This window comes from Eggerthella sinensis, from assembly GCF_003339815.1.
Lineage (GTDB): Bacteria > Actinomycetota > Coriobacteriia > Coriobacteriales > Eggerthellaceae > Eggerthella > Eggerthella sinensis.
Genome location: NZ_PPTT01000002.1, coordinates 33,821 through 60,081, shown reverse-complemented (window position 1 = coordinate 60,081; position 26,261 = coordinate 33,821). Strand labels below are relative to the sequence as shown.

Sequence of the window (26,261 nt, the reverse complement as noted above, 5' to 3'; positions counted from 1 at the left end):
GGCGTAGACAACATGGTAGGATAGCGGCATGGAACAGCTTCAGAAATACATCGACGCCCTCGTGCGCCACGACTGGATAACCACCGCGCTTTCAGCGGTGGTCATTTTGGCTATCACCGCTGTTATCGCACGCCTGACAAGGCGTTTTCTTCGGCGCGTGCTGGAAATCAACGAGGAGAAGGATCTTCCCTCAAGCTCCATCTTCATCAACATCGCCCGCGGGGCCATCTGGGTCACCGGCGTGTGCATCATGCTGTCCACCTGCTTCCGCGTGGACGTGAGCGCCGCCATCACCGCGCTCGGCATCGGCGGTATCGCCATCTCGCTCGGTTTCCAGGACACGCTGTCGAACCTCATCGGCGGTTTGCAGGTGAGCCTGCTGCGCATCATCAAGCCCGGCGACAACATCGAGGTGGGCTCGTCGACAGGCGTGGTGAAGGACATCACCTGGCGCCACACCACCATCAAGAACAGCGCGGGCGAAGAGGTGCTCATCCCGAACTCCATCATCAGCAAGACCGCGCTCACGCACCTGCCGCCCACGAATCAGGTGGGCCTGTCCATCGTGGTCACCACCGAAGGCCAGCACCTCGACGAGGTGGCGAAAGCCATCGAGCACGAAGCGAGCGAGGCGGCCGCTGCGGTGGGCAAGGTGGTGAAGGAGCCGAAGCTCACGTTCTCCGAGATCACGGCCCAGGGTTATGCGGGCACTATCGCGTTCAGCATGGCGGACAGCCGCACGATCGGTCGTGCGACCGACGCGGTGCTGCGCGCCGTAGCCCCGCTCACGCGCCCCGCTGCGCCGCAGCGCGCCGAGCAGGTGCTCGAGGAAGCGCAGCAGGAGGCTGCCGAAGAGGAGCAGAACAAAACGGCGAAGCCGAAGGAGAAACCGCGCCCGAAACAGAAGGCGAGCGGCAAGAAGAAGACGAAGTCGAACCTGCGCAACCGCGTTGCGCATGCATTCCGCGCGGTGAAGGGAGAGGACCTGTGAGCGATTCTGCTGCCGAGACCCGGTTGGATTCGGGTCCGCTGCATCATCTCGATGGGGCGCTTGCCGCGCGCGGGTGGGCCACGTCGCTCGTGCGCACGTACGATCGCGATCGCATCAAGGCGCCCAAGCACCGCATCAAGGAATGGGACTACTACCTGGTCAACGACGGGGAATTCGCCGTGGCCCTCACGTTGGCCGACATGGGCTACGTCGGGCTCATCTCGGCGTCCGTCATGGACTTCGCCCAGGCAACCTCGCATACGGCCAGCGTGATCACGCCGCTTCCGCTCGGCCGCTTCAAGCTGCCCGCCTCGTCCGCCGAGGGCGTGTCCACGTTCGAGAACAACCGCGTGTCGTTCCGCTTCGAAGTGGAAGGCGGTCAGCGCCGCATCAAGGTATGGTTCGCCGATTTCGACGACACGGACGATCTGACGTTCGAGGCCGTGCTCGACGACGAGCCGCAGGACTCCATGGTCATCGCCACGCCGTGGGCCGAAGACCCGCTTGCGTTCTACTACAACCAGAAGATCGTCGCCATGCGCGCGCAGGGCAGTTTCAAGAAGGGCCTGCTCGTGCATGGGTTCTGCCCTGGCGACTCGTTTGGCCTGCTCGATTGGGGCCGCGGCGTGTGGACGCGCGACAACACGTGGTACTGGGCCGTGGCGCAGGGCTGGCAGGACGGCGAGGGCGGCTCGCAGCCCACTGAGCAGGCGCATCGCTTCGGGTTGAACCTGGGCTACGGTTTCGGCGACACGTCGGCCGCGTCGGAGAACATGGTGTTCGTAAACGGTGTTGCGCACAAGCTGCATCGCGTCGACTTCGGCATTCTCGAGAAGACGGGTGGTGCGCACGCGAAGAAGACGGCCGATCGCCTGCAGCTCATGCAACCGTGGCATATGACCGACGACGAAGGGCGGCTCGACCTCGTGTTCACGCCGCTGCTCGACCGCACCGATTGGATGGACTTCAAGCTGATCCGCACCGACCAGCATCAGGTGTTCGGGCGCTTCGATGGCTTCGTGGTTCTCGACGACGGTAGCACGTTCAAAGTGGCGAACCTGCTGGGCTCCGCCGAGGTCATCCACAACGTATACTAAAAGCGGCCCGCCAGATGGCGGGCCGCTTCATGGGTGGTGCCTTCGTGCGGGCCGTCTCATGGGTGGCGCTTACAGGCCTTCCATTTCGAAGCGCTTTTCGAGCGCTTCCTGGTGGATGCTGTACTGCAGCGCCATCTCCTTGGCCACGCGCCCGCTCTTCACGAGGTCGAACAGGCTCTGGTCCATCGTGCGCATGCCCTCGGCGCTGCCGGCGGCAATCACGCTGTCCAGCTGGTGCGTCTTCTCCTCGCGGATGAGGTTGCGGATAGCCGTGTTCGTGATCATGATCTCGAAGGCCGGCGCCGTGCCGCCGTCGATGGTGGGCACGAGCTGCTGCGACACGATGGCCTGCAGCACCATGGACAGCTGAATGCGAATCTGGCGCTGCTGCGAGGCGGGGAAGGCGTCGACGATGCGGTCCACCGTGCCGGCCGCGCCCGTGGTGTGCAGCGTGGAGAACAGCAGCTGCGCCATTTCGGCGGCCGTCACCGCGGTGCCGATGGTGTCGTGGTCGCGCATTTCGCCCAGCAGGATGACGTCGGGGCTCTCGCGCATGGCCGAGCGCAGCGCTTCGCCGTACGAGGCCACGTCGGTGGGCACTTCGCGCTGCGTGACGATGCAGGAGCCGTGCTTGTGCACGTACTCGATGGGGTCTTCCATCGTGATGATGTGGCCGGTGCGCTCGTGGTTCAAGCGGTCGATGATGCAGGCCAGCGTGGTGGACTTGCCGGCACCTGCCGGGCCGGTGACCAGCACCAACCCCTTCTGGAACGTGCTGAGGCGCAGCACCTCGTCAGGGATGTGATATTCCACCGGATTGGGTAGACCGAAGGGGATAACGCGGATGACCGCGCCGAACGAGCCGCGCTGGCGGAAGATGTTGGCGCGGAAGCGCCCGACGCCCGGCACAGCGAACGAGAAGTCCTCGTCGTGGTTGCCGTTGTCCACGAAGTGGGCCATGCTGCGGCCTGCGGCTTCGTAGATGGCGCTGACGAACGCTTCGGTGTCGGCCGGCTTGAACGGCGCCGAGTCGAGGCGCACCTGGCGGCCGCTCACGCTGTACGCCAAGGGAAGTCCCGCAATAATGAAGACGTCGGATGCCTTCGCATCGACCATCTCTTGCAAGAGCTGCTCCAGTTTCATCGTGCTTCTCCTATCGTGTCTACGCGGCGCCCGGCCACAGCATGGTGCTCGGGCCGTCGTTCGTCCACTGCGTTGTTGCTTTCCATTGGCTGATCTCGTACGTTGCGTTCGCTTTGATGGTCAGTTCCACATCGAGCGTGCGCCCGCTAGGGGTGGTGAAGGTCAAGAACACCGATGCTCCGTCGCGCTGCGCGCTGGCCGCGTCGGTGGGCAGCGCCTTGTCGACGGCCGCAAGCGCGGCATCGAGCCCGCCGCCCGCGTCGCGCACGGACGCAAGCGCCGCGTCGATGGCGGCAACCGCGCTTTGAGCGGCGGATTCGTTGGCGTAGGTGTCGTCGGTGAACAGCGCCTGCTTCTCGGCGGCGGTGTACGTCGCCTGCGCCGTCGTGGCCGACAGCACGGCCATCACGGCCAGACATAAGATGATGACCAGCGTGAACAGGCTGATGGGGCCGATGCGCACCGTGCTGTTGGAGCCGCTCATCGCTGCACCTCCTCGCCCGACACGTAGCGCGACGTGTTCACTTCGTACACGGCGTTGCCACCGCTGCTCACTTCGATGTGCGCTTCGTAGAGCGTGCCCGCCTGCTCGGCATGCTGCTGCACCGTGCGCTCCACTTCGTACTGCTCGCCGCTTGCGGCGTCTTCCGCGCCCGTCAGCTCAACCAGCTCGCCGTCCATCAGGGAGAACTGGGCGGTGCGATCGCCGGTTGTCGGGTCGGCTGCGAAGGTTTCGGCGTCGTTCGACGCGAGGATGATGGCGTTCGACAGCTTATCGGCTTCGATGCCGCGCTCGTGCGCGTTGCCCATCACCTGCATGAGCACGGCGAGCGAGGCCATGAGGAACACGAGCAGCACGAGCGACTCCACGATGAACGCGGCGCCGTGCCACGGGCGGCGGTCGTGTACGGAAGAGCGGCGCAGGCGGGAGAGGTCGAGAGCCATCAGACACCCCCTCGCACGCTGCGCAGGGCAACCGAGGTGGAGCCCTGCTCGGTGTGCACGGTCAGCAGGCCGTCGGCGTAGGTGAAGTCGAAGGTGTTCGATGCCACGATTTCGCGGGCCTTCTCGGGGGTGAACGCCGCGCCGGCGCGCGTGTATTCTTCAACGATGGCGCCCTCGTACGCGTACAAGCGCGTTTCGTAGTCGCCGTTTTCCAGATGCTCGGTCAGCACGAGCGCACGTCCCTCCGGGCCGTCGGCCACGCCCACGGCGTCGGTTTCGTCGGTGGCGCGGATGGAGTTCGCGATGAGCGACAGGCCCAGGCGGGTGTTGTCGGACGAGGAGCGCACGTCGTTGACGGCGCGGTAGGCGCTCGTTCCCACCAGCAAGGCGATGAGCAGGAACAACGCGATGACGGCGAACAGCAGCGTGATGAACATGCGGCCGCGCACCTTGCCGCCGCGCGCTTCGGCGCTGCGGTTGGAACCCGTTGCTCGGATCAGCGTTTGCACCATATCGGTCCTCATTTTGCCAACACCACGACGTTCGGCATGACGTTATCGGCGAACACCTCGTAGGTGATCGCGTAATCGGCGCGGTTCACAACCAGGCCGTAGTTCTCCTCGAGGTACGCGAGCGACGAAGGGTAGGCCCCCTCGATGGCGCAGCATTGCTTCGCGCTGCTCAGGATGGCGTTGCGCACCGAAAGCTCGCCCTGCTCGCGCAGGGAAGCGCCGATGGCGTTCGAAGCGAGCCAGATGAGCACCACGGCAAGCACGATGGCGAACAATCCCGCCATGCGCTTGTACGTGCGCTTCCTGATCTCCTGTTTGGTGAGCTCGTGGTACATAGGCTAGCCGATCGATCCCATGATGCCCACGAGCGGGAGCATGACGGCGATGAGCGTAGCGCCCACGCTCACGGTGAGGAAGGCGGCCAGGGTGGGTTCGACGCTGTCGATGAGGCCGTCGATACGGGCGATGGAGTCGTCGAAGAACGTGTCGGACAGGCTTGCCAGCACCGTCTCCATGCTTCCGGAGCGCGTGCCCACCACGAGCATGCGCGCGTACATGGGCTCGAACACGTTGTTGTCGAAGATGGCCTGGGCGAGGCTCTTGCCCTTGGTCGGGTCGATCATCTCGTCGCGCGCCTGATCAAGCAGGGATTTCAGGCCCGCGTGATCCACCATGGCAACCGCCTTCTCCATGGCGATATCGGTGTTCACGCCGGCGGCCACGAAGGTGGCCAGCGCGGCGGTGAAACGGCTGATGGCCATTTGGCGCAGCGGTCCGCGCGTGAGGGGCATCTTCTCGAAGAGGCGTACGAGCCGCTGCCGTCCGTTCGGCGTGCGGCTTGCCAGCACGCCAACCAAAACGAGCAGGGTGCACAGCAGCGTCACGCCGAGCGCGATCCATCCGATGACGATGGACGCGTTCACGTACGCGAACGAGCCGGCGGTCAAATCGCCCGAAAGGCCCTGGTACACGTCCACGAACACGGGCAGGATGACGATGACGGTGAACAGGAGAATGACCGACATCACGCACAGCAGCGCGGCGGGGTAGGCGATGGCGTTCTTGATCTTCGCGTACAGGCGGTCTTCTTCGTCGTAGTACTTCGACAAGCTCCACAGCACGTTTTCCAGGCGCCCCGCGTGCTCGCCCGCGCCCACCATGTCCACGACATGGGACGGGAAGCAGCCGGAATCTTGCATGGCGCGCGCCAGCGGCTTGCCGGTGATGAGTTCCTTGTACACGTCGTCGCACGCGCGCTTGAACGCCGCGTCCTCCATGTTGTCGCCCAGCAGGTAGACGGCTTCGTCCATCTGAATGCCGGCCGAGTGCATGACGGCGACGCTCTCGCAGAAGGCGGAAACAGCGCTGCTCTCAAGCATCTTCGTGGCCATGTCCTACGCGCTCCTTTATCTCGTGCTCATACGTGAATCGCCTGCTCGTGCTAGTACGTGAATTGCTCGGTGTACGTGGTGCCGTCCCCGACATAGACCGATCCGCTTCCGGCGGCGAACGTCGTGTCGATGCGCGTCCACGTGTTCTGCTTGACGTCAATGCGGGCGTCCACCCAGGTGCCGTCAATATACACCATGTTCCAAGCATGGTATATATCATCGGGCGAAACGTAGCCCGTGATAATTTTGCAGGGGATACCTTGACTGCGCAGCATGGCGGCCGCCAACGAAGCGTAGTCGAAGCAGATGCCCGAGCCTTCGTCGATGGTGGCGTCGGGGCTGGGAAGGTACCCCGTCGCGTCGGCAAGCTGCGCGGCTTTCCCCTCGTTGTATGCGATGTCGTCAACAATCCAGTCGTAGATGCTGCGCAGCACGTCGCCCTCGTTCTGCGCGTCGGCGGTCAGATCGTTGGCGAGCTTCGTGCTCTTGCTCGAGGCGTCGTAGTCGCAGTAGATGCTCGGCCGGATGAACGGTTGGAATTCGTCCGCGAGCGACACTTCCACATCGGTGATGCTGTCGAGCTCTGCGTAGCGCTGCCCGGTCGTGTTCTCCCACGCCGTGAACGTGTACGACCCGCTGCCCGCGGTGAGGGGGCATGAAATGGGCGTGCCGTCGCTGGGCAGGTCGTAGTAGTAGTCGACACCGTTGGACGATACCTGGAACTTGAGGCGCACCGACGAGGTGGCCAGCACGGCTACGTAGCCTTCCGATAGGTGCGAGGTGTCGAAGAGCACGCCGTTGTTTCCGGTGGCCGCGGTTTCGTCGAAAGGGGAGAGGGCGAGTTCCGGTCGTTCGAAGGCCGCGCCGCTCGTTTGTCCTTCGCCGTTTGAACCGGTGCTTCCCGGGCCGTCTGGCGTCGTTGCGCCGCATCCGCTGAGGGCGAGCGTCGCCGCGAGCAGCGCGGCGCAGGTTGCGCGTGCGGCGCTGCGGGAGAGGCGTACGCACGAAAACGGCGGCGCGTCGGCTTTAGCGCGTCGCCCGCGACCTGCGGCTATGGTGCCGATTGTGCGCATGCAACCTCTCTATAAGGGAGTGTACTCAGAGGCATTATACCCTTCCTGGCGGAAGGCTTCGGGATGGGAATATCATCGTAAGAAACGCGCATGAACGCACGCTGTACATACGCAGGGGGGAGTGTCGGAAACCAGATGCTTACCTGCGAAAATAATCGTTGAAAAGAAGCGCTTGTAAGTTTCGATTTAATGAGGTCATTTTGAATACATTTGTCACTCATCGTGGTAGAATATGCGTGGGTTTTCAGGCCCTTGTTTTGCGTGCTTTCATGCAAGATACTCGCCCGAGAACCTACCACATTTGAGCATAATGCTTCAGCATATTCGACAACGTATGAGCTCATTGACGCATACAACACGTCTTATGTGCTTGGATGGCTGCGCGGAGGAGTGGATCTTCCGCCCCTAAGGCCGTTCAAGCGTAACTGGCGAGAGTCTGGGTGATCATATGTTGGAGAGAATGTTGGATTTGAAAAATACGTTTGAAGGCAAGTTCATTGCTGTCTTCATGTCGGTGGTGCTCGTCATGTCGATGACGAACATCTTTGCATTCGCCGGCAACGAGGGCGAACAAGCCCCGGCCGACGAGACTGCCACCGAGCAGCCGGCCAAGGCGTCCGAGCAGGCCGTCGATGCCTCCGATGAGCAAGCGGTGAGCGAAGCCGTGCAACACGGCACCGACGCCGCCGCATCCGACGCATCCGACACGAACGCTCCTGCGGCTACGCCGTCGGAGCCGCTCGTGACCACGGCCGTCGACGAGGCCGTGGTGACGTTCGAGATGGAGAACGCCTACGTGTCCGTGAAGGACCAGGTGCTTTCCGGTAAAACCCTCACCACCGAGCTGCACAAAGAGCTGCAGTTCTCGGCCAGCGCCGACACCGGCTTCGAGCTGGAATCCATCACCGCGAAGAACGCTGCGAACGCGGACGTGCCCGTCACCACCCAGGACGGCATCTCCACCATCGCAGCCGAGTACGTGGACAGCACCCTGGTTGTGACCGCGACGGCAAAGGCCGTTGCCGCCGATGAGCCCGCCGTGGAAACGAAGCCCATCACGAGCGACACCAAGATCGAAGCAACCGAAGACGTCGAGACCCCGGAGGGCGACAAGCCGGCCACCGATGTTGCCGACGAGTCCGCCGTTGAGGCACCTGCCGTCGACGACGAGGTCGTCGAGGTTGAGGCCGACGTGAGCAGCCCCGCGTTCGAAGGCTACGCCACCGTGGGCGGCACCACCGTCAAAGTGACGGCCGCCGAAGGCATCCTCCCCGAAGGCACCACCGTCCAAGCTGTGCAGATTGATCGTCAGGACGTCGTTGATGCTGTGGCCGAAAAGGTTGAGAGCCAGGGCAAGGTGCTCGAGAACGCCGTGGCCATCGACGTGACGCTGCTCGATGCCGACGGTAACGAGATTCAGCCCGAAGGTGCCGTGAACGTGTGCTTCTTCGACAGCAACGTCGAAGGTGACGAAGTGGGCGTCTACCGCGTCAGCGACGACGCGTCCACCGTGGAAACCATCGGCACCCGTCAAGCCGACACCGCCATCCAGAGCTTCGATGTCGACCACTTCACGATTTACGTAGTGGGCGGTATGGAGGTTTCGAGCAAGTCGATCTCCGGCCCTTCGACGGTTACCGTAGGCAAGTCGATTGAGCTTCAGAGTGACTTAGGTAAGGGTGCGAACAACGGTCACAAATGGAGTGTGTTCCCGGGGGACCGTACGAGCGATGCGTCGATCAGCGATCAGGGCAAAGGCAAGGCGGTTTTGAAGGGCATAAGCGAAGGCCATATCACCGTCTATCACAATTATGGCAATAACTCTGACAACATAGAAATCGAGATCGTCTCCGATGGACAGGGTGTCAAGGCCATCGTTGTGTCAGGCGATTCTTCGGTTGCCGTGGGGCAAACGACGCAGCTGACTGCCGCGGTGAGCCCGGATAACGTTAGTGCTCCGCAGCTTACGTGGTCGTCGAGCAATCCTGCCGCCGCTACGGTGGATGGCAACGGTCTGGTCACGGGTGTTTCAGGCGGTTCGGCCGTTATCACCGCCAAGGTGGGCAATGTGGTGTCCAACCAATTCGTCGTGACGGTGGTTGCGTACACGGTATCGTTCTACTCGAACTATCCCACTGATGCTAAGAAGTTCACCTACGACGGCAAGACAGGCAAGGGCGAAATCGTCGATGCCGTGAATACGTATGCGGTGTACCAGATGGCACCTTCTGAGAAAACATTCGATGCCATCGATGGCTATAACAGCACGAACTATACGTTTACGAAATGGACGACGAACGCTGACGGTAGCGGCGAAAGCTTCGAACCGGGCGATGCTATCGAAGTGGGCTCGAACGTCTCGCTCTTCGCGCAGTGGAAGAAGACGGAGAACGCGTCTCCGGTGCGCGTGAAGATCAACTATACGTCTGTTGGACATAACAGCAATACCCAACTCGATGCCGTTTCGGGCGTTGATAACGGCGACGGTACCATCACGTTCCAGCTCCACAAGCAAGAGAAGGTTCAGATATGGAATAACGGCTCTAAGCTGAGTGGCTGGACGGTTGATAACGACACGTATCCATTGGGATCGGTCGTTACTATTAACAAGTCGGCTTTCAGCAAGAGTGGGAATACTTATACCATCTCAGCTACAGCTTCATACGGTCAGGAGACCACGGCGGAATTCTTCTTGTTGAAACCTTCGGTTACGGATATCGGTGGCGATATTAATAACTCCGGTAACTACTATTATGTCGGCCAAGGTGGTATTAAGACGACAGATGGCAATATAACAATTGACTACAAGCTTGACGGTTCTAAAAACGTCAACGATTACATTACCAGCGCTCCAAGCGCTAATGCCATTGCTGACATTGCCAACATCAGCATTGGCGAAGCACAGGGCGTGCGTTGGTACAAGATTATCAATACGAGCACGGCGTGGCACGTCGATGGCATGCTGTATACCGTGGGCAAGTACTGGAATGTGAACTACTACGACAATGGCGAGTTGGTGAAGACCGAGATCGTGCAAGACGGTAGCGGCTTTAACATCCTCGACAATGCTCCGGATACCAGTCAAGGTGGGTTCGATTCCTGGACTTATCTCAGTGGAACCTCTGTTGGCAAAGATGCCGTCAACGTAACTAACGATATTAACGTGTACGCAAAGTACAAGGATCGCTATAACATCAATGGCATCATTGACAATGGCGGTACGGTTACCAATAGCGGGCAGACGGTGTACAGCGGGTCTTCATCGAAGGCGATGGCATTCACGCCTGCTGAAGGCTATGCCATCAAGAGTATCGCAATCGACAACAGAGAATTGAGCGAGTCCGAGATCGCAAAGGCGGTTGGCTCTGACGGCACGTACGTGTACCCTGTGATTTCCAAGGTGACTTCGAACCACAGTGTTGTGGTGAAGACTGCCAAGATGGTCACGCTCACGTACGACCTGAATGGTGGCACAGGCGTGGCGCCGAGCGCGGTCAAGATGGAGAAGGGCACGACGTTCACGACGTTCGCTTCAGGCGACGGTTTGAGCAACAAGAAGGCCACGTTCAAGGGGTGGTCAACCGATCCTGATTCGCTTGAGCCTATGAGCTCGATTGTCATGGATGGCGACAAGACGGTGTATGCGATCTGGGTCGATGTGTATGATGTCTATTACGACGTTCAGACATACGAAAACAACGATCCTTCGAAGATCGGGTGGGTCGAGGTTCATCCTGCGGGTGCTCCCACGACGTTCGAGGTGAAGGCTGGCACGGATCCTGCCGCTACGCCCACGCGTTTGGATTGGATGCCTGAAACAGTCCAGTTCAAGGAGCTTGGTATCGACGGGGCTCCCCAAGGGGTCACGAAACACTTCTTATATTGGGACCTGACCAACAAGAATACGTCTGGCTCTCGCGACAATATGTACATTCGGGTTGCGTACGCAGGCAGTCCGCAGAGTAACGACTTGTCAGACGGCACCGTTGGCGTGAATAACGTCGATCCCGCTAACGGAAGCGCATATCGCCAGGGCATGGTGACGGTCAAGACGCACTACATCGATGTGAACGGCACGGTTGATCATGCCTTGCTTACGGGCGATATCACGGCTGGCATGTGGGAGCCTGAGCAAAAAGTTGCCACCGAACAGCTGTACTTCGCCTGGCAATACGACAACAAGGTGAACCTTGCTGTGGCGAACACGAGCGATGAATGGGTGCTCAATACCGTCGTGCGTTCCGATGGCGGCTTGGCGCAGGGCGCGGATGGAGCCGTTTCGCTTGGCGACGTGGCTGGCAATAGCACGGTGGACATCTACCTCACGCCCAAGTACGCGGTCAATTATTTCGATGTTACGTCGGGCACGGCAGAGCCGGTGGGTGGGGCGCAGGTGGGTACCATCTCGTCTGGACAAACCGGCACGATCGTGATGCCGTCGGGCGTCGACCTGATCGAGAACCTCGCGGTTCGGGAGCTGCCTTCGGCGCTTGGCTCGACCTATACGGGGTGGAACACGGCTGAGAGCATGAACGGTGAGCAGGTGAATGCCGGTAGTGCGCTCGAACTCAGCCTCTTCGAAGGGACGACGCGTTCGCTCGATCTGTATGCGAAATCGACGCAGAATGTGTACGAAGTCTCCTACGAGTGGAGTGGAAGCGTTCCGAATGGCGTCGAACTTCCTGCGGGCAAAGACGATCTCTTGTACAACGAATCCTTCGTCGTTGATACCACGTATGCTAAAAACTATCAGGTGAGCGTGAAAGACACGTACGGCAACGTCACCGACGTCTACACCTTCAGCGGTTGGGATGCGTCGGGAACGCTCACGATCACGGATGATGTGACTATCAAGGGCACTTGGACGCACCAGAGTATTCCGGTGCCGTCGAATCGCGTGGAGTACGATTGGACGTGGGACGGCAAGACGCCGAGCAGCGCCGATGAGCCTTCTGCGCCGGTTGATCCGAATATGTATGTGCCAAATCAACCTTATAAGGTTGACGAGCAATTCACGCCTGAATCAACGATCGATCATCATGACGCATACGGCAACGTGGATGGCCGTTGGACGTTCAGCGGGTGGGACGATCCGAATCATGGCGTAATGGACAACGATGGTGTGAAGATCACCGGCACGTGGACGTGGGAATCGATCGCGGTTGCGAAACATGATGTGACGTACGACTGGACGGGTTCCATTCCCGACGGGGCATCACTGCCGTCGAATATCATCGGTCTTGTGAAGGGCCAGCCGTACCGTATTGATGCCAACTACACGGACGAGACGCGCATCGAGACTCATGACGCGTACGGCAACATCATCGGCGTGTACGCGTTCAGCGGATGGACGGATCCTGGCAATGGGACCATGGACGAAGAGTCTATCAAGGTGAGCGGCACGTGGTCTTTCGAAGAAGTTGTACCTGCACCTCATAAGGTGAAGTACGAATGGAACGGGGACGTTCCTTCGGACGAATATGAGCAGACGCTTCCGGTTGATGAGACGACATACGTCAAGGGCCAGCCCTACGACGTCGACGCGACGTTTACGAACAGTATGACCGTTGAGCACAAAGACGCCTACGGCAACGTGGACGGTCGCTGGACGTTCAGCGGGTGGACCGATCCCGGCAACGGGGTCATGGGCGAATCCGACGTGACGGTGACCGGTATGTGGACGTATGAGGATCAGGAGGTTGCGACGCACTCGATCACGTATCAGTGGGAAAACGCTCCTGAGGGCGACTACGCCCCGACGCTTCCCCTGGACAAGCGTACGTACGTCAAGGGCGAAGGATACGAGGTTTCGAGCAGCTATCCTGCCGGATATACCATTGAAGAACTCGATGCCTATACTAATGTAAAGGGCGTTTGGACGTTCAGCGGTTGGACCGATCCGAACAACGGCACGATGGGCGACGAAAATATCGTGATTATCGGCTCGTGGGCGTATGAGCCGGTGGCGGTCGCGATGCACGGTGTCACCTACGATTGGGGCACTGAGAATATCCCCGACGACGTATTGAAGCCGGTGGACCCCGATCAGTATGTCAAAAATCAGCAGTATGAGGTCGACGCTACCTATGCGGCTGGCATGCGTATCGACTCCAAAGACCAGTACGGTAATGTGAACGGTTATTACACCTTTAGCGGTTGGACCGATCCGAACAACGGCGTTATGGGCGAAGGCGACGTGGTCATCACGGGTTCGTGGACGCACACCGCTGTTGAGGTACAGACGCACAAGGTGCATTACGACTGGGGTACTCCTGGCGCTGAGGTGCTGGATACGTACAGCATCCCAGTCGATCCGAACGGGTACGTGCTGGGTCAGCCGTATGCGATCGACCAGACGACCTACGACGTGGTTGAAACGCACGACGATTTCGGCAATGTGAACGGCCGTTGGATGTTCAGCGGTTGGACTGACCCGAACAAGGGCATGATGGGAGCTTCCGACGTAACGGTAGGGGGAACGTGGTCGTACGAGCCGGTTGAGGTTGCGACGCACGATGTGACCTACGATTGGGGAGATAACGCTCCCGAAGGCGCATCGAAGCCCGCGGGCGTGAGCGGCTTGGTGAACGGCGAGCCTTACGGACTTGACGCCAGCTACACGTCGAGCACGGTGGTAGAGCATAAGGATATATATGGTAACGTCGATGGACGCTGGACGTTCTCGGGATGGAACGACCCGAATGGCGGCGTCATGGCCAACGACAACGTGGTGATTACGGGCACTTGGACGTATGCCGCCGTTGAAGTGTCTGCCTTCAGCGTCGTGTATCAATGGGTGAATGAGCCGATGGGCGACTATGCCCAGACGCTTCCCACCGATGGAAACGAATACGTGAAGGGTCAGCCCTACGACGTCGACGCGACGTTCGCAGCTGGCGTAACCGTCGAGCACAAAGACGCATTCGGTAACGTCGACGGTCGTTGGACCTTCTCCGGTTGGACCGATGCCCATGACGGTACGATGGTCGAAGGGGGCGTCGTCATTGGCGGATCGTGGACATACGAGAACGTCGCCGTTGCCGATCACGGCGTGACGTACGCTTGGGAAAACGCTCCTGAGGGTGAGTATCAGCAGACTCTTCCCGTTGACCCGCAGCGCTACGTGAACAACGAACCGTACGATGTCGATGGCGTTTTCGTCAATGGCACGACCGTCGAGCACAAGGACGCCTACGGCAACGTTGACGGGCGTTGGACATTCGGCGGTTGGAACGCGCCGAACGATGGAGTCATGGGCGACGAAGACGTGGTAGTGACCGGAGCTTGGACGTACGTTGAAGTTGCGGTCGACGAACACGGCGTGTCGTACGAATGGACGAACGCGCCCGACGGCGAGTACGCCCAAACGTTGCCGACCGACGGCAACGCGTACGTGAGCGGCCAGCCCTACGACGTCGACGCGGCCTTCGCGGCTGGCACGACCGTCGAGCACGAGGACGCCTACGGCAACGTGGACGGGCGTTGGGTGTTCGGCGGGTGGAACGACCCGAACAACGGCATTATGGGTAACGACGATGTCAAGGTGAACGGCTCTTGGACGTACGCGGCCGTTTCGGTACCGACGTACGGCGTGGTATACGAATGGACGAGCGCGCCCGACGGCGAGTACGCCCAGACGCTTCCGACCGACGGCAACGCGTACGTGAGCGGCCAGTCTTATCAGGTGGATGCTTCCTTCGCGGCTGGCACGACCGTCGAGCACAAGGACGCCTACGGCAACGTGGACGGCCGCTGGACGTTCTCCGGCTGGAACGACGAGCACGACGGCACGATGGTCGAGGGCGGCGTGACGGTCGGCGGATCGTGGACGTACGAGGATGTAGCGGTCGACGAATACGGCGTGTCGTACGAATGGACGAACGCGCCCGACGGCGAGTACGCCCAAACGTTGCCGACCGACGGCAACGCGTACGTGAGCGGCCAGCCCTACGACGTCGACGCGGCCTTCGCGGCTGGCACGACCGTCGAGCACGAGGACGCCTACGGCAACGTGGACGGGCGTTGGGTGTTCGGCGGGTGGAACGACCCGAACGAGGGCGTAATGGGAACGTCGGACGTGGTCGTTCGGGGTGCGTGGAGCTACTCGTCTGAAGATGTTAACACGCATCTTGTTACGTACGAATGGACGGGAGCTCCGTCGGGCGACGGCTATGCGCAGCCGCTTCCGTTCGACGGCAACGCGTACGTGAACGGTCAGCCCTACGACGTCGACGCGACGTTCGCGAACGGCACGATCGTCGAGCACAGGGACGCCTACGGCAACGTTGACGGCCGTTGGACGTTCGGTGGATGGAGCGATCCGAATAACGGTGTCATGGGTGATATCGATGTCACCATCACGGGTGTGTGGACGTATGAGGATGTGGCGGTGGGCACCCACGCCGTGAACTATCGCTGGACTGGTGAGCCGACGGACGAATATGCCCAGACGCTCCCCATCGACGGCGACACGTACGTGAACGGCCAAGGCTACGATGTTGACGCGACGTTCAGCAATGGCACGGCCGTCGAGCACAAGGACGCCTACGGCAACGTTGACGGGCGTTGGGTGTTCGGCGGGTGGAACGACCCGAACAACGGCGTCATGGGCAACGGCGATGTCGTCATCGAAGGCTCCTGGTCGTATGAGTCGGTGACGGTAGATACCCATACCGTGAGCTACGAGTGGACGGGCGCCCCGACGGGCGAGTACCTGCAAGTCATTCCGTTTGACGGCAACGCGTACGTGAGCGGTCAGCCCTACGACGTCGACGCTTCCTTCGCGAACGGCACGACCGTCGAGCACAAGGACGCCTACGGCAACGTTGACGGCCGCTGGACGTTCTCCGGCTGGAACGACCCGAATGCTGGTGTGATGGGCGACAACAATGTAACGGTTACGGGAGCCTGGTCGTACGAGGCCTTGGTTGTTCCTGCGTACGGAGTGGCTTACGAGTGGACGGGCGAGCCTACGGGCGAATACGCTCAGGCCTTGCCCACTGATGCGGGCCTGTATGTGAGCGGCCAGTCTTATCAGGTGGACGCGACGTTCGCGGCTGGCACGACCGTCGAGCACAAGGACGCCTACGGCAACGTTGACGGCCGCTGGATCTTCGGCGGCTGGAACGACGAGCACGACGGCACGATGGTCGAGGGCGGCGTGACGGTCGGCGGATCGTGGACGTACGAGGATGTAGCGGTCGACGAACACGGCGTGTCGTACGAATGGACGAACGCGCCCGACGGCGAGTACGCCCAAACGTTGCCGACCGACGGCAACGCGTACGTGAGCGGCCAGCCCTACGACGTCGACGCGGCCTTCGCGGCTGGCACGACCGTCGAGCACGAGGACGCCTACGGCAACGTGGACGGCCGCTGGACGTTCTCCGGCTGGAACGACCCGAGCAACGGCGTCATGGGAGAGAACGACGTCGTGGTGACGGGTGCCTGGGCCTATGAGGCCGTGACGGTTGATGCGCACCGTGTGTACTACGATTGGGGCACCGCGGCTCCTGAGGTGTTGGCAGTCTACACGCTGCCGGCTAATGGCGCAACGTACGTTAATGGCCAGCCGTATACGGTTGATGCGACAGCATATCAGCCGGTGAATACGCATGATGCGTTCGGCAACATCAACGGCGTGTACACGTTCAGCGGGTGGACTGATCCCGGTAATGGGACCATGGGTAATGCCGATATTACCGTGCAGGGTGCTTGGTCCTTCCAGTCTGTGACGGTGCCGGCGTACGGCGTCAGCTACGATTGGGGCACTGACAATATTCCGGGCGGCGCAATTCTGCCGCAGTCGATCGATGGTTTGGCGTTCAACCAGTCGTATGCCGTTGATGGGCAGTATTACGCGGGATATCAGGTGACCGATGAGAGCGGCGTGTACACGTTCAGCGGATGGACCGATCCGAACAACGGTGTGATGGGCGAGCAGAATACGGTGATCTCGGGTAGGTGGACGTACGAGCCGGCCGAGTATACTGTGGTATATCAGTGGACGAACGCCCCTGCGACGGCGGTGATTCCGTCTGGTGGATCGTTCGCGTACAATGCTCCGTTTGCCGTTGATACCGCATTTGTTCCGGGCACGACGGTGAGTGACGCTACCGGCACATGGACGTTTGGCGGCTGGGATGCCGAGGACTTCGCGGTGACTGGCAACGTGACCATTACGGGCGCATGGGAGTTTGCTGCAGCGCAGTACGTGGTGAACTTCGTCGATTACGAAGGAACCGAGCTGGGCACGGGCACGTATGTTTATAACGATGCGGTTGTCGCTCCCGCCACTCCGACGCGTCCCGATGAAGGTACGACGCAGTACGCCTTTGCCGGATGGCGTGACGCGAATGGCGTCCTGTATACGGGTACGGAGCTTCCTCCGGTGACGGGAGACATGACGTACACGGCGGAATACGTGGCATCGACGACGCCCCCGACGCCTCCGACTCCGGTTACGCCTACGCCGGCCACGCCGACTCCGACACCGACGCCTACGCCGTTGCCGACGCCGGGCACGCCGCCGGCGGACAACCCGCTGACGCCTATCATCGCGCCGGTCGTTGACGCGCTGGCAACGGCGGCCGAGACGGTGATCGGCGACAACGCCACGCCGCTGGCTCAGAACACCGAGCCGCGCGAAACCGAGATCGGCGACAACGAAACGCCGCTCGCCGGAGTTCACGCCTGGTGCTGGGTGCATTGGTACATCATTCTCGGCATCATCGTGACGGCGGTGTACGCCGCATGCGTGGCGCTGCGTCGCGGGCTGTTCTCGCGTAAGCTGAAGAAGTACGAAGACGATTTGACCGGCGGCGGCGACCCCGCTCCCGGCGCTCCGTCCACCGATGGCGACGTCGCGGCTCCGGTTATGCCGAAGAGCGTTCCCGCGGGTGCGACGCTGGCCGCCGGACTGGGCGAGTAGGAGGGCAACCATGAAGAAAAGCAACGTCATCATCTTTGTCCTGCTGGCCCTGGCCTCGGCGTTCTTCCTGTGGCTGTGGTTCTTCCTGGGCCTCAACCGCATCGACGAGCCGCTCGACCTCGTGCTGTCCATCGTGTGGTGGGCGGTTATCGCGGTGGCTGTCGGCGTCATCGTCAAGATGGAGCGCACGCGCCGTCGACGCATCCGCACGGTGTACGTGGGCGACGGTGCCGCGTTCAACAGCGAGAAGGGGCTCGTCAAGCTCGAGGGTGCTGCGCCGATGCGCGAAACCATCGCGGGCATCCTGCAAAGCCTGAAGTACGATTTCGAGCGAGCCGATTTTCCCGAGAAGGATGAGTTCGAGGTGAAATACTTCGTCCGCACCAAGGAATTCGAAGCCGAAGAGCGCAAGGACGAGGCTTCCGATGTCGCCACCGCCACCGCCACCGCCACCGCCGACCAGCCCGCAGCTGCCGCGCCTCAGACGGAGCAGAAGACGTGGAAGGGCGAGGTGTTCATCGTGGAAACGAAGGAGGAGCGCCCCTTCGACACGCCCGAAGAGCTGGCCAGCATCCTGACCTCGCTCGAGCTCGAGCAGGCCGCCTAAGCGGCCAACCGCCACCAAGCAGAAACGACAGCGGCCCCCTTGGAATTCCAAGGGGGCCGCTGCATGTTCGCCGCTGTGCGCCGTTAGTCGTCCACGCCGATGATCACGTTCGACGCCTTCACGATGGCGTACGCCGTTTGGCCCACCTGCAGGTCGAGGTCCTTGAGCGAGCCCATCGAAATCGACGACGTGACCAACTGTCCGCCGTCCAGCTCGAGGATGACGATGGCGTTCACCGCACCCGGATGGATGGCCGTGACGGTGCCCTTCAACTGATTCCGCGCTGAAAGCTTCATGAAGTCCCCCTTCGTGATGAAATCCCCTTATCGGTCTATTGTACCCTGCCCGGTCGCGTGCAAACAGGGCGCGCACGGCCAAACTTTACTCAGATTTGACCGTCTTCCAACACTCCTTTGATGCTGGTTCCTCATTATGGTTGTCGCAGCGAGCCTCGGGCTCGCGCTCAAGGTGATACCCCATGCGCCCTCGAGGCGCCAAAGAAAGGAACGAACCACATGAAGAAACGACTGCTGATGGTAGCGATGGGCGCGGTGCTTGCGCTTGGCGTGCTGGGTCTTGCCGGCTGCGCGGGCGGCGGGGACGCGGCGGCAACGGGCGGTAGCGACGGTGCGTCGTCGACGAGCCCCTCCGGCCAGGTGTCGGTGTACTCGCGCGAGGACGGTTCCGGCACGCGTGGCGCCTTCGTCGAGCTGTTCGGCATCGAGGAGAAAGATGCCAACGGCGACAAGGTCGATCTGACCACCCCGTCGGCGGCTATCACGAACTCCACGTCGGTCATGATGACGTCGGTGGCGGGCGACGAGGCCGGCATCGGCTACATCTCGCTCGGCTCGCTCAACGAGACGGTGAAGGCGCTCGACATCGACGGCGCGAAGCCCACGGCCGAGAACGTGAAGAGCGGCGAGTACAAGATCGCGCGTCCCTTCAACATCGTGTCGAAGGCCGGCGTGTCCGATGTCGCTCAGGACTTCATCGACTACATCATGAGCGCCGACGGCCAGAAGGTGGTCGAGGACAACGGCTACATCTCCGTGGCTGACAACGCGGGTTCCTACACCGCGTCGGGCAAGTCGGGCAAGATCGTCCTGGCCGGTTCCTCGTCGGTCACCCCCGTCATGGAGAAGCTGGCTGAGGCATACAAGGCGCTGAACTCCGGCGTGACCATCGAAGTGAACCAGTCCGACTCCACCACCGGCGTGAACATGGCCACCGAGGGCACGTGCGACATCGGCATGGTGTCCCGCGAGCTCAAGGATTCCGAGAAGGGCGGCGTGTCGGCGCAGGTCATCGCGCAGGACGGCATCGCGGTCATCGTGAACCCCGGCTCCTCCGTGGACAGCCTGACGTCCGATCAGGTGAAGGGCATCTACACCGGCGAGCTTGCCACGTGGGAAGACGCCCTGGCCTAAGGCCGGACACAGGATTGAATGCAAAGGACTCGCATGTCTCACGTTCATATTAAAGAAGGCGTGGCGAAGGCGTTGTTCGTGGCCGCCGCGGGGATCTCCGTCCTCGCGGTTGCCCTTATCTGCGTCTTCCTCTTCGCGAACGGCGTGCCGGCCATCGCGCAGATCGGCCTTCCGGAATTCCTCTTCGGCACCACGTGGCGCCCCGCCAACGACATCTACGGCATCTTCCCCATGATCGTGGGCAGCATCTACGTGACGGCTGGCGCCATCCTCGTGGGCGTTCCCACGGGCCTGCTGTGCGCCATCTTCCTGTCGCGATTCGCCAGCGGGAAGATCGCGGCCGTGCTCAAGCCCGGTGTGGAGCTGCTGGCGGGCATCCCCTCGGTGGTGTACGGCTTCTTCGGCCTCGTGCTCATCGTGCCCTTCATCCGCTCGAACATGCCGGGCAACGGGCTGTCGCTCGTGGCCGCGGCCGTGCTGCTGGGCATCATGATCCTGCCCACCATCATCACCGTGGCGCAGAGCGCGCTCGACGCCGTGCCCAAGAAGTACTACGAAGGCGCGCTCGCGCTGGGCGCCGACCACGAGCGGTCGGTGTTCCGCGTCGTGGTGCCCGCCGCCACCTCCGGCATCATGGCCGGCGTGGTGCTGGGCGTGGGGCGCGCCATCGGCGAGACCATGGCCGTCATCATGGTGGCGGGCAACCAGCCAATCATCCCCGAGAGCATCTTCAGCGGCGTGCGCACCATGACGGCGAACATCGTGCTGGAAATGGGTTACGCGGCCGACCTGCATCGCGGGGCGCTCGTGGCAACCGGTGTGGTGCTGTTCGTATTCATCCTGCTCATCACCATGTTGTTCAACGTTATCAAGAAGCGAGGTGAGCTGAAGTAATGAGTCCGAAACTCACCATAGCCTACGAGTCGGGTTCCACGCCTCCCTCCCCGACGCCCGCGCCCGCGCCTGCCGGCTCGGACGATCATATCGACTCCCTGTTCGCGGCCGCCGAATCGCGCCATCGCGCCACCCGGCGCATCGTGTCGCGTCTGCTGCGCCTCGTGGTGTACCTGGGCGCGCTGCTCACCTCGGCCGTGCTGCTCGTGCTGGTGGGCTACATCCTGGTCAACGGCGTGCCGTACCTCACGCCCAGCCTGTTCGAGTGGGAGTACACCTCCACCAACGTCTCGCTCATGCCGGCGCTTGTCAACACGCTGCTCATGGCCGCGCTCTCGCTGGTCATGGCGGTGCCCGTGGGCGTGGGATCGGCCATCTACCTCGTGGAATACGCACCGCGCGGCAGCCGCTTCGTGCAGATCGTGCGCACCACCACCGAGACGTTGCAGGGTATCCCGTCCATCATCTACGGCCTGTTCGGCATGCTGTTCTTCGTGACGGCGCTGCACTGGAACCTGTCGCTCATGGCGGGCGCGTGCACGCTGGCCATCATGGTGCTGCCCGTGGTCATGCGCACCACCGAGGAGGCCCTCATCGCCGTGCCCGACGCGTATCGCGAGGGCGGGTTCGGCCTGGGTGCAGGACGGCTGCGCACGGTGTTCCGCTGCGTGCTGCCCTCCGCCGTGCCCGGCATCCTGGGCGGCGTGATCCTGGCGCTCGGACGCTGTGTGGGCGAGGTGGCGGCCCTTATTTTCACGGCAGGCTCCATCGCCCAGATTCCGAACTTCCTTGAGCAGGGCGGCATGGCGCTGTTCGATTCGACGCGCACCCTGGCCGTGCACATGTACGTGCTGGCCAGCGAAGGCTTGCATGTGAACGAGACGTACGCAACGGCGGTGGTGTTGCTGGTGCTGGTGGTGGGTTTGAACCTCCTGGCCACGTTCGCCGCGAAGAAGATGAGCAAAGGAAACCAAGATGACTAACGCAACCATGGATAAAATCACAGGTCGCGGTACTGCCCCGGCCATCGAGCACACCTATATGCCCCAGGCGCGCACGCGCGACCGCGCGCTTGAGCGTGCGGGTCAGGCGCCCGTCGACGCGCCCGTGAAGATGGGCGTTCACAACCTCGACCTGTACTACAAGGACTTCCAGGCGCTCAAGAACATCAACCTGGAGTTTCCCCAGAACCAGGTGACGGCGCTCATCGGCCCGTCGGGCTGCGGCAAGTCCACGCTGCTGAAAAGCCTCAACCGCATGAACGACCTCGTGGCGGGCTGCCGCATCGAGGGCGAGATCACGCTCGACGGCGAAGACGCCTACCGCTCCCTCGACGTGAACAACCTGCGTCGCCGCGTGGGCATGGTGTTCCAGCAGCCCAACCCGTTTCCCATGAGCGTGTACGACAACGTGGCGTTCGGCCCGCGCACGCACGGCATCAAGAACCGCGCCGACCTCGACGTCATCGTGGAACAGAGCCTACGCGACGCCGCCATCTGGGACGAGTTGAAGGATCGCCTCAAGAAGAACGCCCTGGGCCTGTCCGGCGGCCAGCAGCAGCGCCTGTGCATCGCCCGCGCGCTGGCCGTGCGTCCCGAGGTGCTGCTCATGGACGAGTCCACGAGCGCGCTCGACCCCATCTCCACCGCGAAGATCGAGGACCTGGTGGGCGAGCTCAAAAGCAAGTACACGGTGATCATGGTGACGCACAACATGCTGCAGGCGCTGCGCGTGTCCGACAAGACGGCGTTCTTCCTGCTCGGAGAGATGGTGGAGGCCGGTTCCACCGACGACATCTTTACGAATCCCGCTGATCCGCGCACCGCCGATTACGTGGCCGGTCGTTTCGGTTAGAATGGTGGCAACTGGCGACCGACCTGCGGTTCGAAGGAACAACCCATGATTTACTACGTTGAAGACGACACCAATATCCGCGATCTCACCGTCTACGCGCTCAAGCAGGCGGGCTTCGACGCAGCCGGGTTCCCGGCGGCGGGGGAGTTCTTCGCCGCGTGCAAGGACCGCCTGCCCGAGCTCGTGTTGCTCGACATCATGCTGCCGGAAATCGACGGCCTTGAAATCCTCCACATGCTGCGTGAGAATCCGGCCACGAAGCATCTGCCGGTCATGATGCTGACGGCGAAGGGCACCGAGTTCGACACGGTGAGCGGCCTCGATGCGGGTGCCGACGACTACCTGGCCAAGCCCTTCGGCATGATGGAGCTCGTGTCGCGCGTGAACGCGCTCATGCGCCGCGCCTCCGCGCCGCCCGTCGTGGCCGACGACGAGTTGGGATGCGGCCCCATCGAGCTGTGCGTGTCGTCCCACACCGTGCAGGTGGCGGGCGAGCCCATCACGCTCACGCTCAAGGAGTTCGACCTGCTGCACACGCTGCTGCAGAATCAGGGGCACGTGCTGTCGCGCAGCCAGCTGCTGGAAGACGTGTGGGGCATGACCTACGTGGGCGAGACGCGCACGGTGGACGTGCACGTGCAGACGCTGCGCCAGAAGCTGGCCGCGGCGCAGGAGGGGGCCGACGCCCTCATCCGCACGGTGCGCGGCGTTGGCTACTGCATCAAGCCCACCTCGTGAGCGCCCGCATGAGCCCAACGCATTTCAAAGTGAAGAACCTGTCCGGCAAGATATTCACGAGCGTGCTCGCGTTCACGCTTGCCATCATCATGGTGCTATCGGTGGCCATGACCACCATCTACTACGTGTCCTACGAGCACGATGCCGAGGCCGAGCTGGCCGCGAGCGCTCAGGACGCGGCGCGCTACCTGAACGCCACGCCGTCGTCCGACAACGCGCCGGCGCTCGAAGAGCAGTTCAGCGGCTTGACGCGCTACACGCTGATCGGCTCCGACGGTACGGTGCTCTACGACAGCGCCGCCGATACGAGCGCCATGGAGAACCATGCCGATCGCCCGGAGGTGCAGGAAGCGGCCGCTCAGGGCGAAGCCGTCACCATGCGCTACTCCGAAACGCTCGGCACCGACACCGTGTACGCGGCCGTGAAGCTTGACGACGGCAGCATCGTGCGCCTGTCCGAGACGCGCCATTCGCTGCTGTCGTTCCTCAGCGACATGCTCATGCCCGTGCTCATCGCGCTTGTGGTGGCCGTGGCCCTCGTGTTCCTGCTGTCGAAGGTGCTCACGCGCCGCATCATGAAGCCCATCGACGCGCTCGACTTCGCCAACCCGCTCGACAACGAGATCTACGAGGAGATGGACCCGCTGCTCATCCGCATCGACGAGCAGCAGCGCCAGCTCAAAGCTCAAAACAGCGAGCTTGCCGAGGCCGAGAACATGCGCCGCGACTTCTCGAGCAACGTGAGCCACGAGATGAAGACGCCGCTGCAGGTAATCTCCGGCTACGCCGAGCTCATGAAGAACGACATGGTGCAGCCGGCCGACCGTCAGAAGTTCGCCGCGCTCATCTACGACGAGGCGCAAACCATGCGCTCGCTCATCAACGACGTGCTCACCCTGTCGAAGCTCGACGAGTCCGCTTTCGAGAACGAAGGCGCCGCGTCCATCAACCTGTACGCGGTGGCGCAGCGCGTGGCGGGCCGCCTGGCCAGCTTCGCCGAGCATCAGCACGTGACGGTGCAGGTGGAAGGCGCGTCGGCGTGCATCGCCGGCAGCGAGACCCTGGCCGAGGAAATGCTGTACAACCTCATTGAGAACGGCATCCGCTACAACCACGAGGGCGGCAGCGTCACGATGACGGTGAGTTCCGAGCGCAGGGGAGGGGAAGCGGGTGCCGGCGCAGGCGCCCAGCGGGAAACCGTCGTGCGCGTGAGCGACACGGGCCCGGGCATCCCCGAGGGCCTGCGCGACAAGGTGTTCGAGCGCTTCTTCCGCGTGGACAAGAGCCGCTCGAAGGAGACGGGCGGCACGGGGCTCGGCCTTGCCATCGTCAAGCACGCGGTGCTCTACCATCGCGGCACCATCAAGGTGGAGGGTGCGGAAGGCCACGGCACCACGTTCGTGCTGCGCTTTCCGGCTGCCTGACAACCGGGCCAACGCAATCGTTTCGCGCTTCGGGGGCCTACAGGCCCTCGAAGAATTCTCCCAGCGAAAGTCCCAGGCCGGAGGATATTTTCTCCAGGCAATCAATCGTGGGATTGCGCGCTCCCGACTCCAATTTCGCCAGGTAGGAACGCTCGACGTTCACCATGAGCGCAAGCTTCTGCTGCGAAAGCCCCTGGCTCGTCCGCAGTTCTCGAATCCGGTTGCCGATGGCTTTTCGGGTGTTCTGTGACATGGGTAAAGATTATCTGGTACTATGCACCCTAGTGTGTCCTATAGAACTCAATACCGGGCATGTTTGCCCGGCGTTCTCCCGAGGATGGCCGAGGTGGTGTATCCATGAACGACGAAGTGTTGTTCACCTTTCAATGGGCGGCCGTCGTGGACGGCCTCCATCGCGAATTGGGCATGCTGCTCAAGCGTTCGCTCGGCGTGACGTACCTCATGTTCTGCCTGATGGCGTCTGTGCGCTCGCACGAGGGACGCATGACGCTGGCCGATTTCCCGCGCGGGACGCTGGCGAACGACAACACGGTGGTGGTTGCGGCGAACGGGGCGGTGCACCGAGGCTTGCTGGAAAAGCGGCGCAGCCCCGATGATCGCCGCATCATGCAGCTTTCGGAAACGGACGCCGGAGCTGCGGCGGTCGACCGGGGCTTCCGCGACGTGCACGCCTACCTGACGAACACCGTGTGGCGCTCGCATACCGATGCGGACATCGACCAGACGATGCACGCGTTTCCCTGCGTCATGCGCAACCTCGGCATCGACGCCGTGGAGATCAACCATCACTGCCATCAGGTGATCACGCCGTCGTACCTCATGTGCATCGCCGGCTTCCTGCGCCGGTGGGAAACTCGCATCGCGTGCTTCGCCGGCCTCACGTTCACCGAGTACCGCTGCCTGGCCTTGCTCGAGCACCGGCTGTCCGCGCTGCCCTGCGCGCTCATCGCGAGCGAGCTCAGGCTCGACCGCAGCAGCATCTCGCCGGTGGTGGCCCGCCTGGAGAAGCGGGGGTACGTCGACGTAGGGCGCGGAGCCGACCGACGCACGCACGTGGTGTCGCTCACCGACAAGGGCTCCGTCGTGGCGGTGCTTGCCACCGCGCAGCTGGAACGCGCCACGGCCGAGCTGTTTTCCGACGCGCGACCCGCCGACAAGGCCAAGGCGAACGAGTTGCACATGCGCATGTACGCGTCGTATATCGAATAACG

20 protein-coding genes are annotated in these 26,261 nt (G+C 62.1%); 11 read left to right on the top strand and 9 right to left on the bottom strand.

Going from position 1 to position 26,261, the window contains the following annotated elements; all coding sequences use genetic code 11:
• Positions 1-28 precede the first annotated feature (28 nt).
• Positions 29-991 carry a mechanosensitive ion channel family protein gene (locus C1876_RS01245; RefSeq protein WP_114544915.1) on the top strand — a complete coding sequence of 321 codons (963 nt, stop codon included), beginning with the start codon at positions 29-31 and terminating at the stop codon, positions 989-991.
• Complete coding sequence (locus C1876_RS01240; protein ID WP_114544914.1) at positions 988-2,088, top strand: DUF2804 domain-containing protein; 1,101 nt, start codon at positions 988-990, stop codon at positions 2,086-2,088. The genes C1876_RS01245 and C1876_RS01240 overlap by 4 nt, the downstream gene beginning before the upstream one ends.
• Before the next feature lie 69 nt (positions 2,089-2,157).
• Here the strand turns inward: C1876_RS01240 and C1876_RS01235 are convergent, their stop codons facing one another.
• Genes C1876_RS01235 through C1876_RS01205 form a run of 7 tightly spaced genes read right to left on the bottom strand, consistent with a single transcriptional unit; the run spans position 2,158 to position 6,873 of the window.
• Complete coding sequence (locus C1876_RS01235) at positions 2,158-3,231, bottom strand: type IV pilus twitching motility protein PilT (RefSeq protein WP_114544913.1); 1,074 nt, start codon at positions 3,229-3,231, stop codon at positions 2,158-2,160.
• 19 nt (positions 3,232-3,250) lie between these two features.
• Positions 3,251-3,715, bottom strand: a complete 465-nt coding sequence (locus C1876_RS01230) for a FixH family protein (protein ID WP_114544912.1) — start codon at positions 3,713-3,715, stop codon at positions 3,251-3,253.
• Positions 3,712-4,176 carry a hypothetical protein gene (locus tag C1876_RS01225; RefSeq protein ID WP_114544911.1) on the bottom strand — a complete coding sequence of 155 codons (465 nt, stop codon included), beginning with the start codon at positions 4,174-4,176 and terminating at the stop codon, positions 3,712-3,714. The genes C1876_RS01230 and C1876_RS01225 overlap by 4 nt, the downstream gene beginning before the upstream one ends.
• Positions 4,176-4,688: a DUF4860 domain-containing protein gene (locus C1876_RS01220; protein ID WP_114544910.1), complete on the bottom strand. Its 513-nt coding sequence runs from the start codon at positions 4,686-4,688 to the stop codon at positions 4,176-4,178. Before C1876_RS01220 ends, C1876_RS01225 begins: the two co-directional genes overlap by 1 nt.
• An 8-nt stretch (positions 4,689-4,696) precedes the next feature.
• Complete coding sequence (locus tag C1876_RS01215) at positions 4,697-5,023, bottom strand: hypothetical protein (RefSeq protein WP_114544909.1); 327 nt, start codon at positions 5,021-5,023, stop codon at positions 4,697-4,699.
• A gap of 3 nt (positions 5,024-5,026) precedes the next feature.
• A complete protein-coding gene (locus tag C1876_RS01210; protein ID WP_114544908.1) occupies positions 5,027-6,079 on the bottom strand; it encodes a type II secretion system F family protein in 1,053 nt (350 codons plus the stop codon).
• A gap of 50 nt (positions 6,080-6,129) precedes the next feature.
• The gene (locus C1876_RS01205; RefSeq protein ID WP_244909985.1) at positions 6,130-6,873 is read right to left on the bottom strand and encodes a transglutaminase-like domain-containing protein; all 744 of its coding nucleotides are present in this window, start codon (positions 6,871-6,873) and stop codon (positions 6,130-6,132) included.
• A gap of 727 nt (positions 6,874-7,600) precedes the next feature.
• Here C1876_RS01205 and C1876_RS17805 point away from each other — a divergent pair.
• Together C1876_RS17805 and C1876_RS01195 are read left to right on the top strand one after the other, a co-directional pair.
• A complete protein-coding gene (locus C1876_RS17805) occupies positions 7,601-18,082 on the top strand; it encodes an SHIRT domain-containing protein (RefSeq protein WP_114544906.1) in 10,482 nt (3,493 codons plus the stop codon).
• Between the two features lie 10 nt (positions 18,083-18,092).
• Positions 18,093-18,689, top strand: coding sequence for a hypothetical protein (locus C1876_RS01195; protein ID WP_114544905.1), 597 nt, complete (start codon positions 18,093-18,095; stop codon positions 18,687-18,689).
• 83 nt (positions 18,690-18,772) lie between these two features.
• Here C1876_RS01195 and C1876_RS01190 read toward each other — a convergent pair whose 3' ends face one another.
• Positions 18,773-18,985, bottom strand: coding sequence for a TOBE domain-containing protein (locus C1876_RS01190; protein WP_114544904.1), 213 nt, complete (start codon positions 18,983-18,985; stop codon positions 18,773-18,775).
• A 219-nt stretch (positions 18,986-19,204) separates the two neighbouring features.
• Here C1876_RS01190 and C1876_RS01185 point away from each other — a divergent pair, with 219 nt between their 5' ends.
• Genes C1876_RS01185 through C1876_RS01160 form a run of 6 tightly spaced genes read left to right on the top strand, consistent with a single transcriptional unit; the run spans position 19,205 to position 25,029 of the window.
• The gene (locus tag C1876_RS01185; protein ID WP_114544903.1) at positions 19,205-20,119 is read left to right on the top strand and encodes a substrate-binding domain-containing protein; all 915 of its coding nucleotides are present in this window, start codon (positions 19,205-19,207) and stop codon (positions 20,117-20,119) included.
• 33 nt (positions 20,120-20,152) lie between these two features.
• Positions 20,153-21,013, top strand: a complete 861-nt coding sequence (gene pstC, locus C1876_RS01180) for a phosphate ABC transporter permease subunit PstC (RefSeq protein ID WP_114544902.1) — start codon at positions 20,153-20,155, stop codon at positions 21,011-21,013.
• Positions 21,013-21,996 (top strand): phosphate ABC transporter permease PstA, encoded by a 984-nt coding sequence (gene pstA / locus C1876_RS01175; RefSeq protein WP_114544901.1) that lies wholly within the window; start codon positions 21,013-21,015, stop codon positions 21,994-21,996. The genes pstC and pstA overlap by 1 nt, the downstream gene beginning before the upstream one ends.
• Positions 21,989-22,867: a phosphate ABC transporter ATP-binding protein PstB gene (gene pstB, locus C1876_RS01170; RefSeq protein ID WP_114544900.1), complete on the top strand. Its 879-nt coding sequence runs from the start codon at positions 21,989-21,991 to the stop codon at positions 22,865-22,867. Before pstA ends, pstB begins: the two co-directional genes overlap by 8 nt.
• A gap of 45 nt (positions 22,868-22,912) precedes the next feature.
• The gene (locus tag C1876_RS01165; protein WP_114544899.1) at positions 22,913-23,605 is read left to right on the top strand and encodes a response regulator transcription factor; all 693 of its coding nucleotides are present in this window, start codon (positions 22,913-22,915) and stop codon (positions 23,603-23,605) included.
• 8 nt (positions 23,606-23,613) lie between these two features.
• On the top strand, positions 23,614-25,029 hold the full coding sequence (locus C1876_RS01160; protein ID WP_114545047.1) for a sensor histidine kinase: 1,416 nt from the start codon (positions 23,614-23,616) through the stop codon (positions 25,027-25,029).
• A gap of 37 nt (positions 25,030-25,066) precedes the next feature.
• Here C1876_RS01160 and C1876_RS01155 read toward each other — a convergent pair whose 3' ends face one another.
• Positions 25,067-25,282 carry a helix-turn-helix domain-containing protein gene (locus tag C1876_RS01155; protein ID WP_114544898.1) on the bottom strand — a complete coding sequence of 72 codons (216 nt, stop codon included), beginning with the start codon at positions 25,280-25,282 and terminating at the stop codon, positions 25,067-25,069.
• 104 nt (positions 25,283-25,386) lie between these two features.
• On the opposite strand from C1876_RS01155, the gene C1876_RS01150 reads away from it, so the two are divergent.
• Positions 25,387-26,259, top strand: coding sequence for a MarR family transcriptional regulator (locus C1876_RS01150; protein ID WP_158544520.1), 873 nt, complete (start codon positions 25,387-25,389; stop codon positions 26,257-26,259).
• Positions 26,260-26,261: the final 2 nt, after the last annotated feature.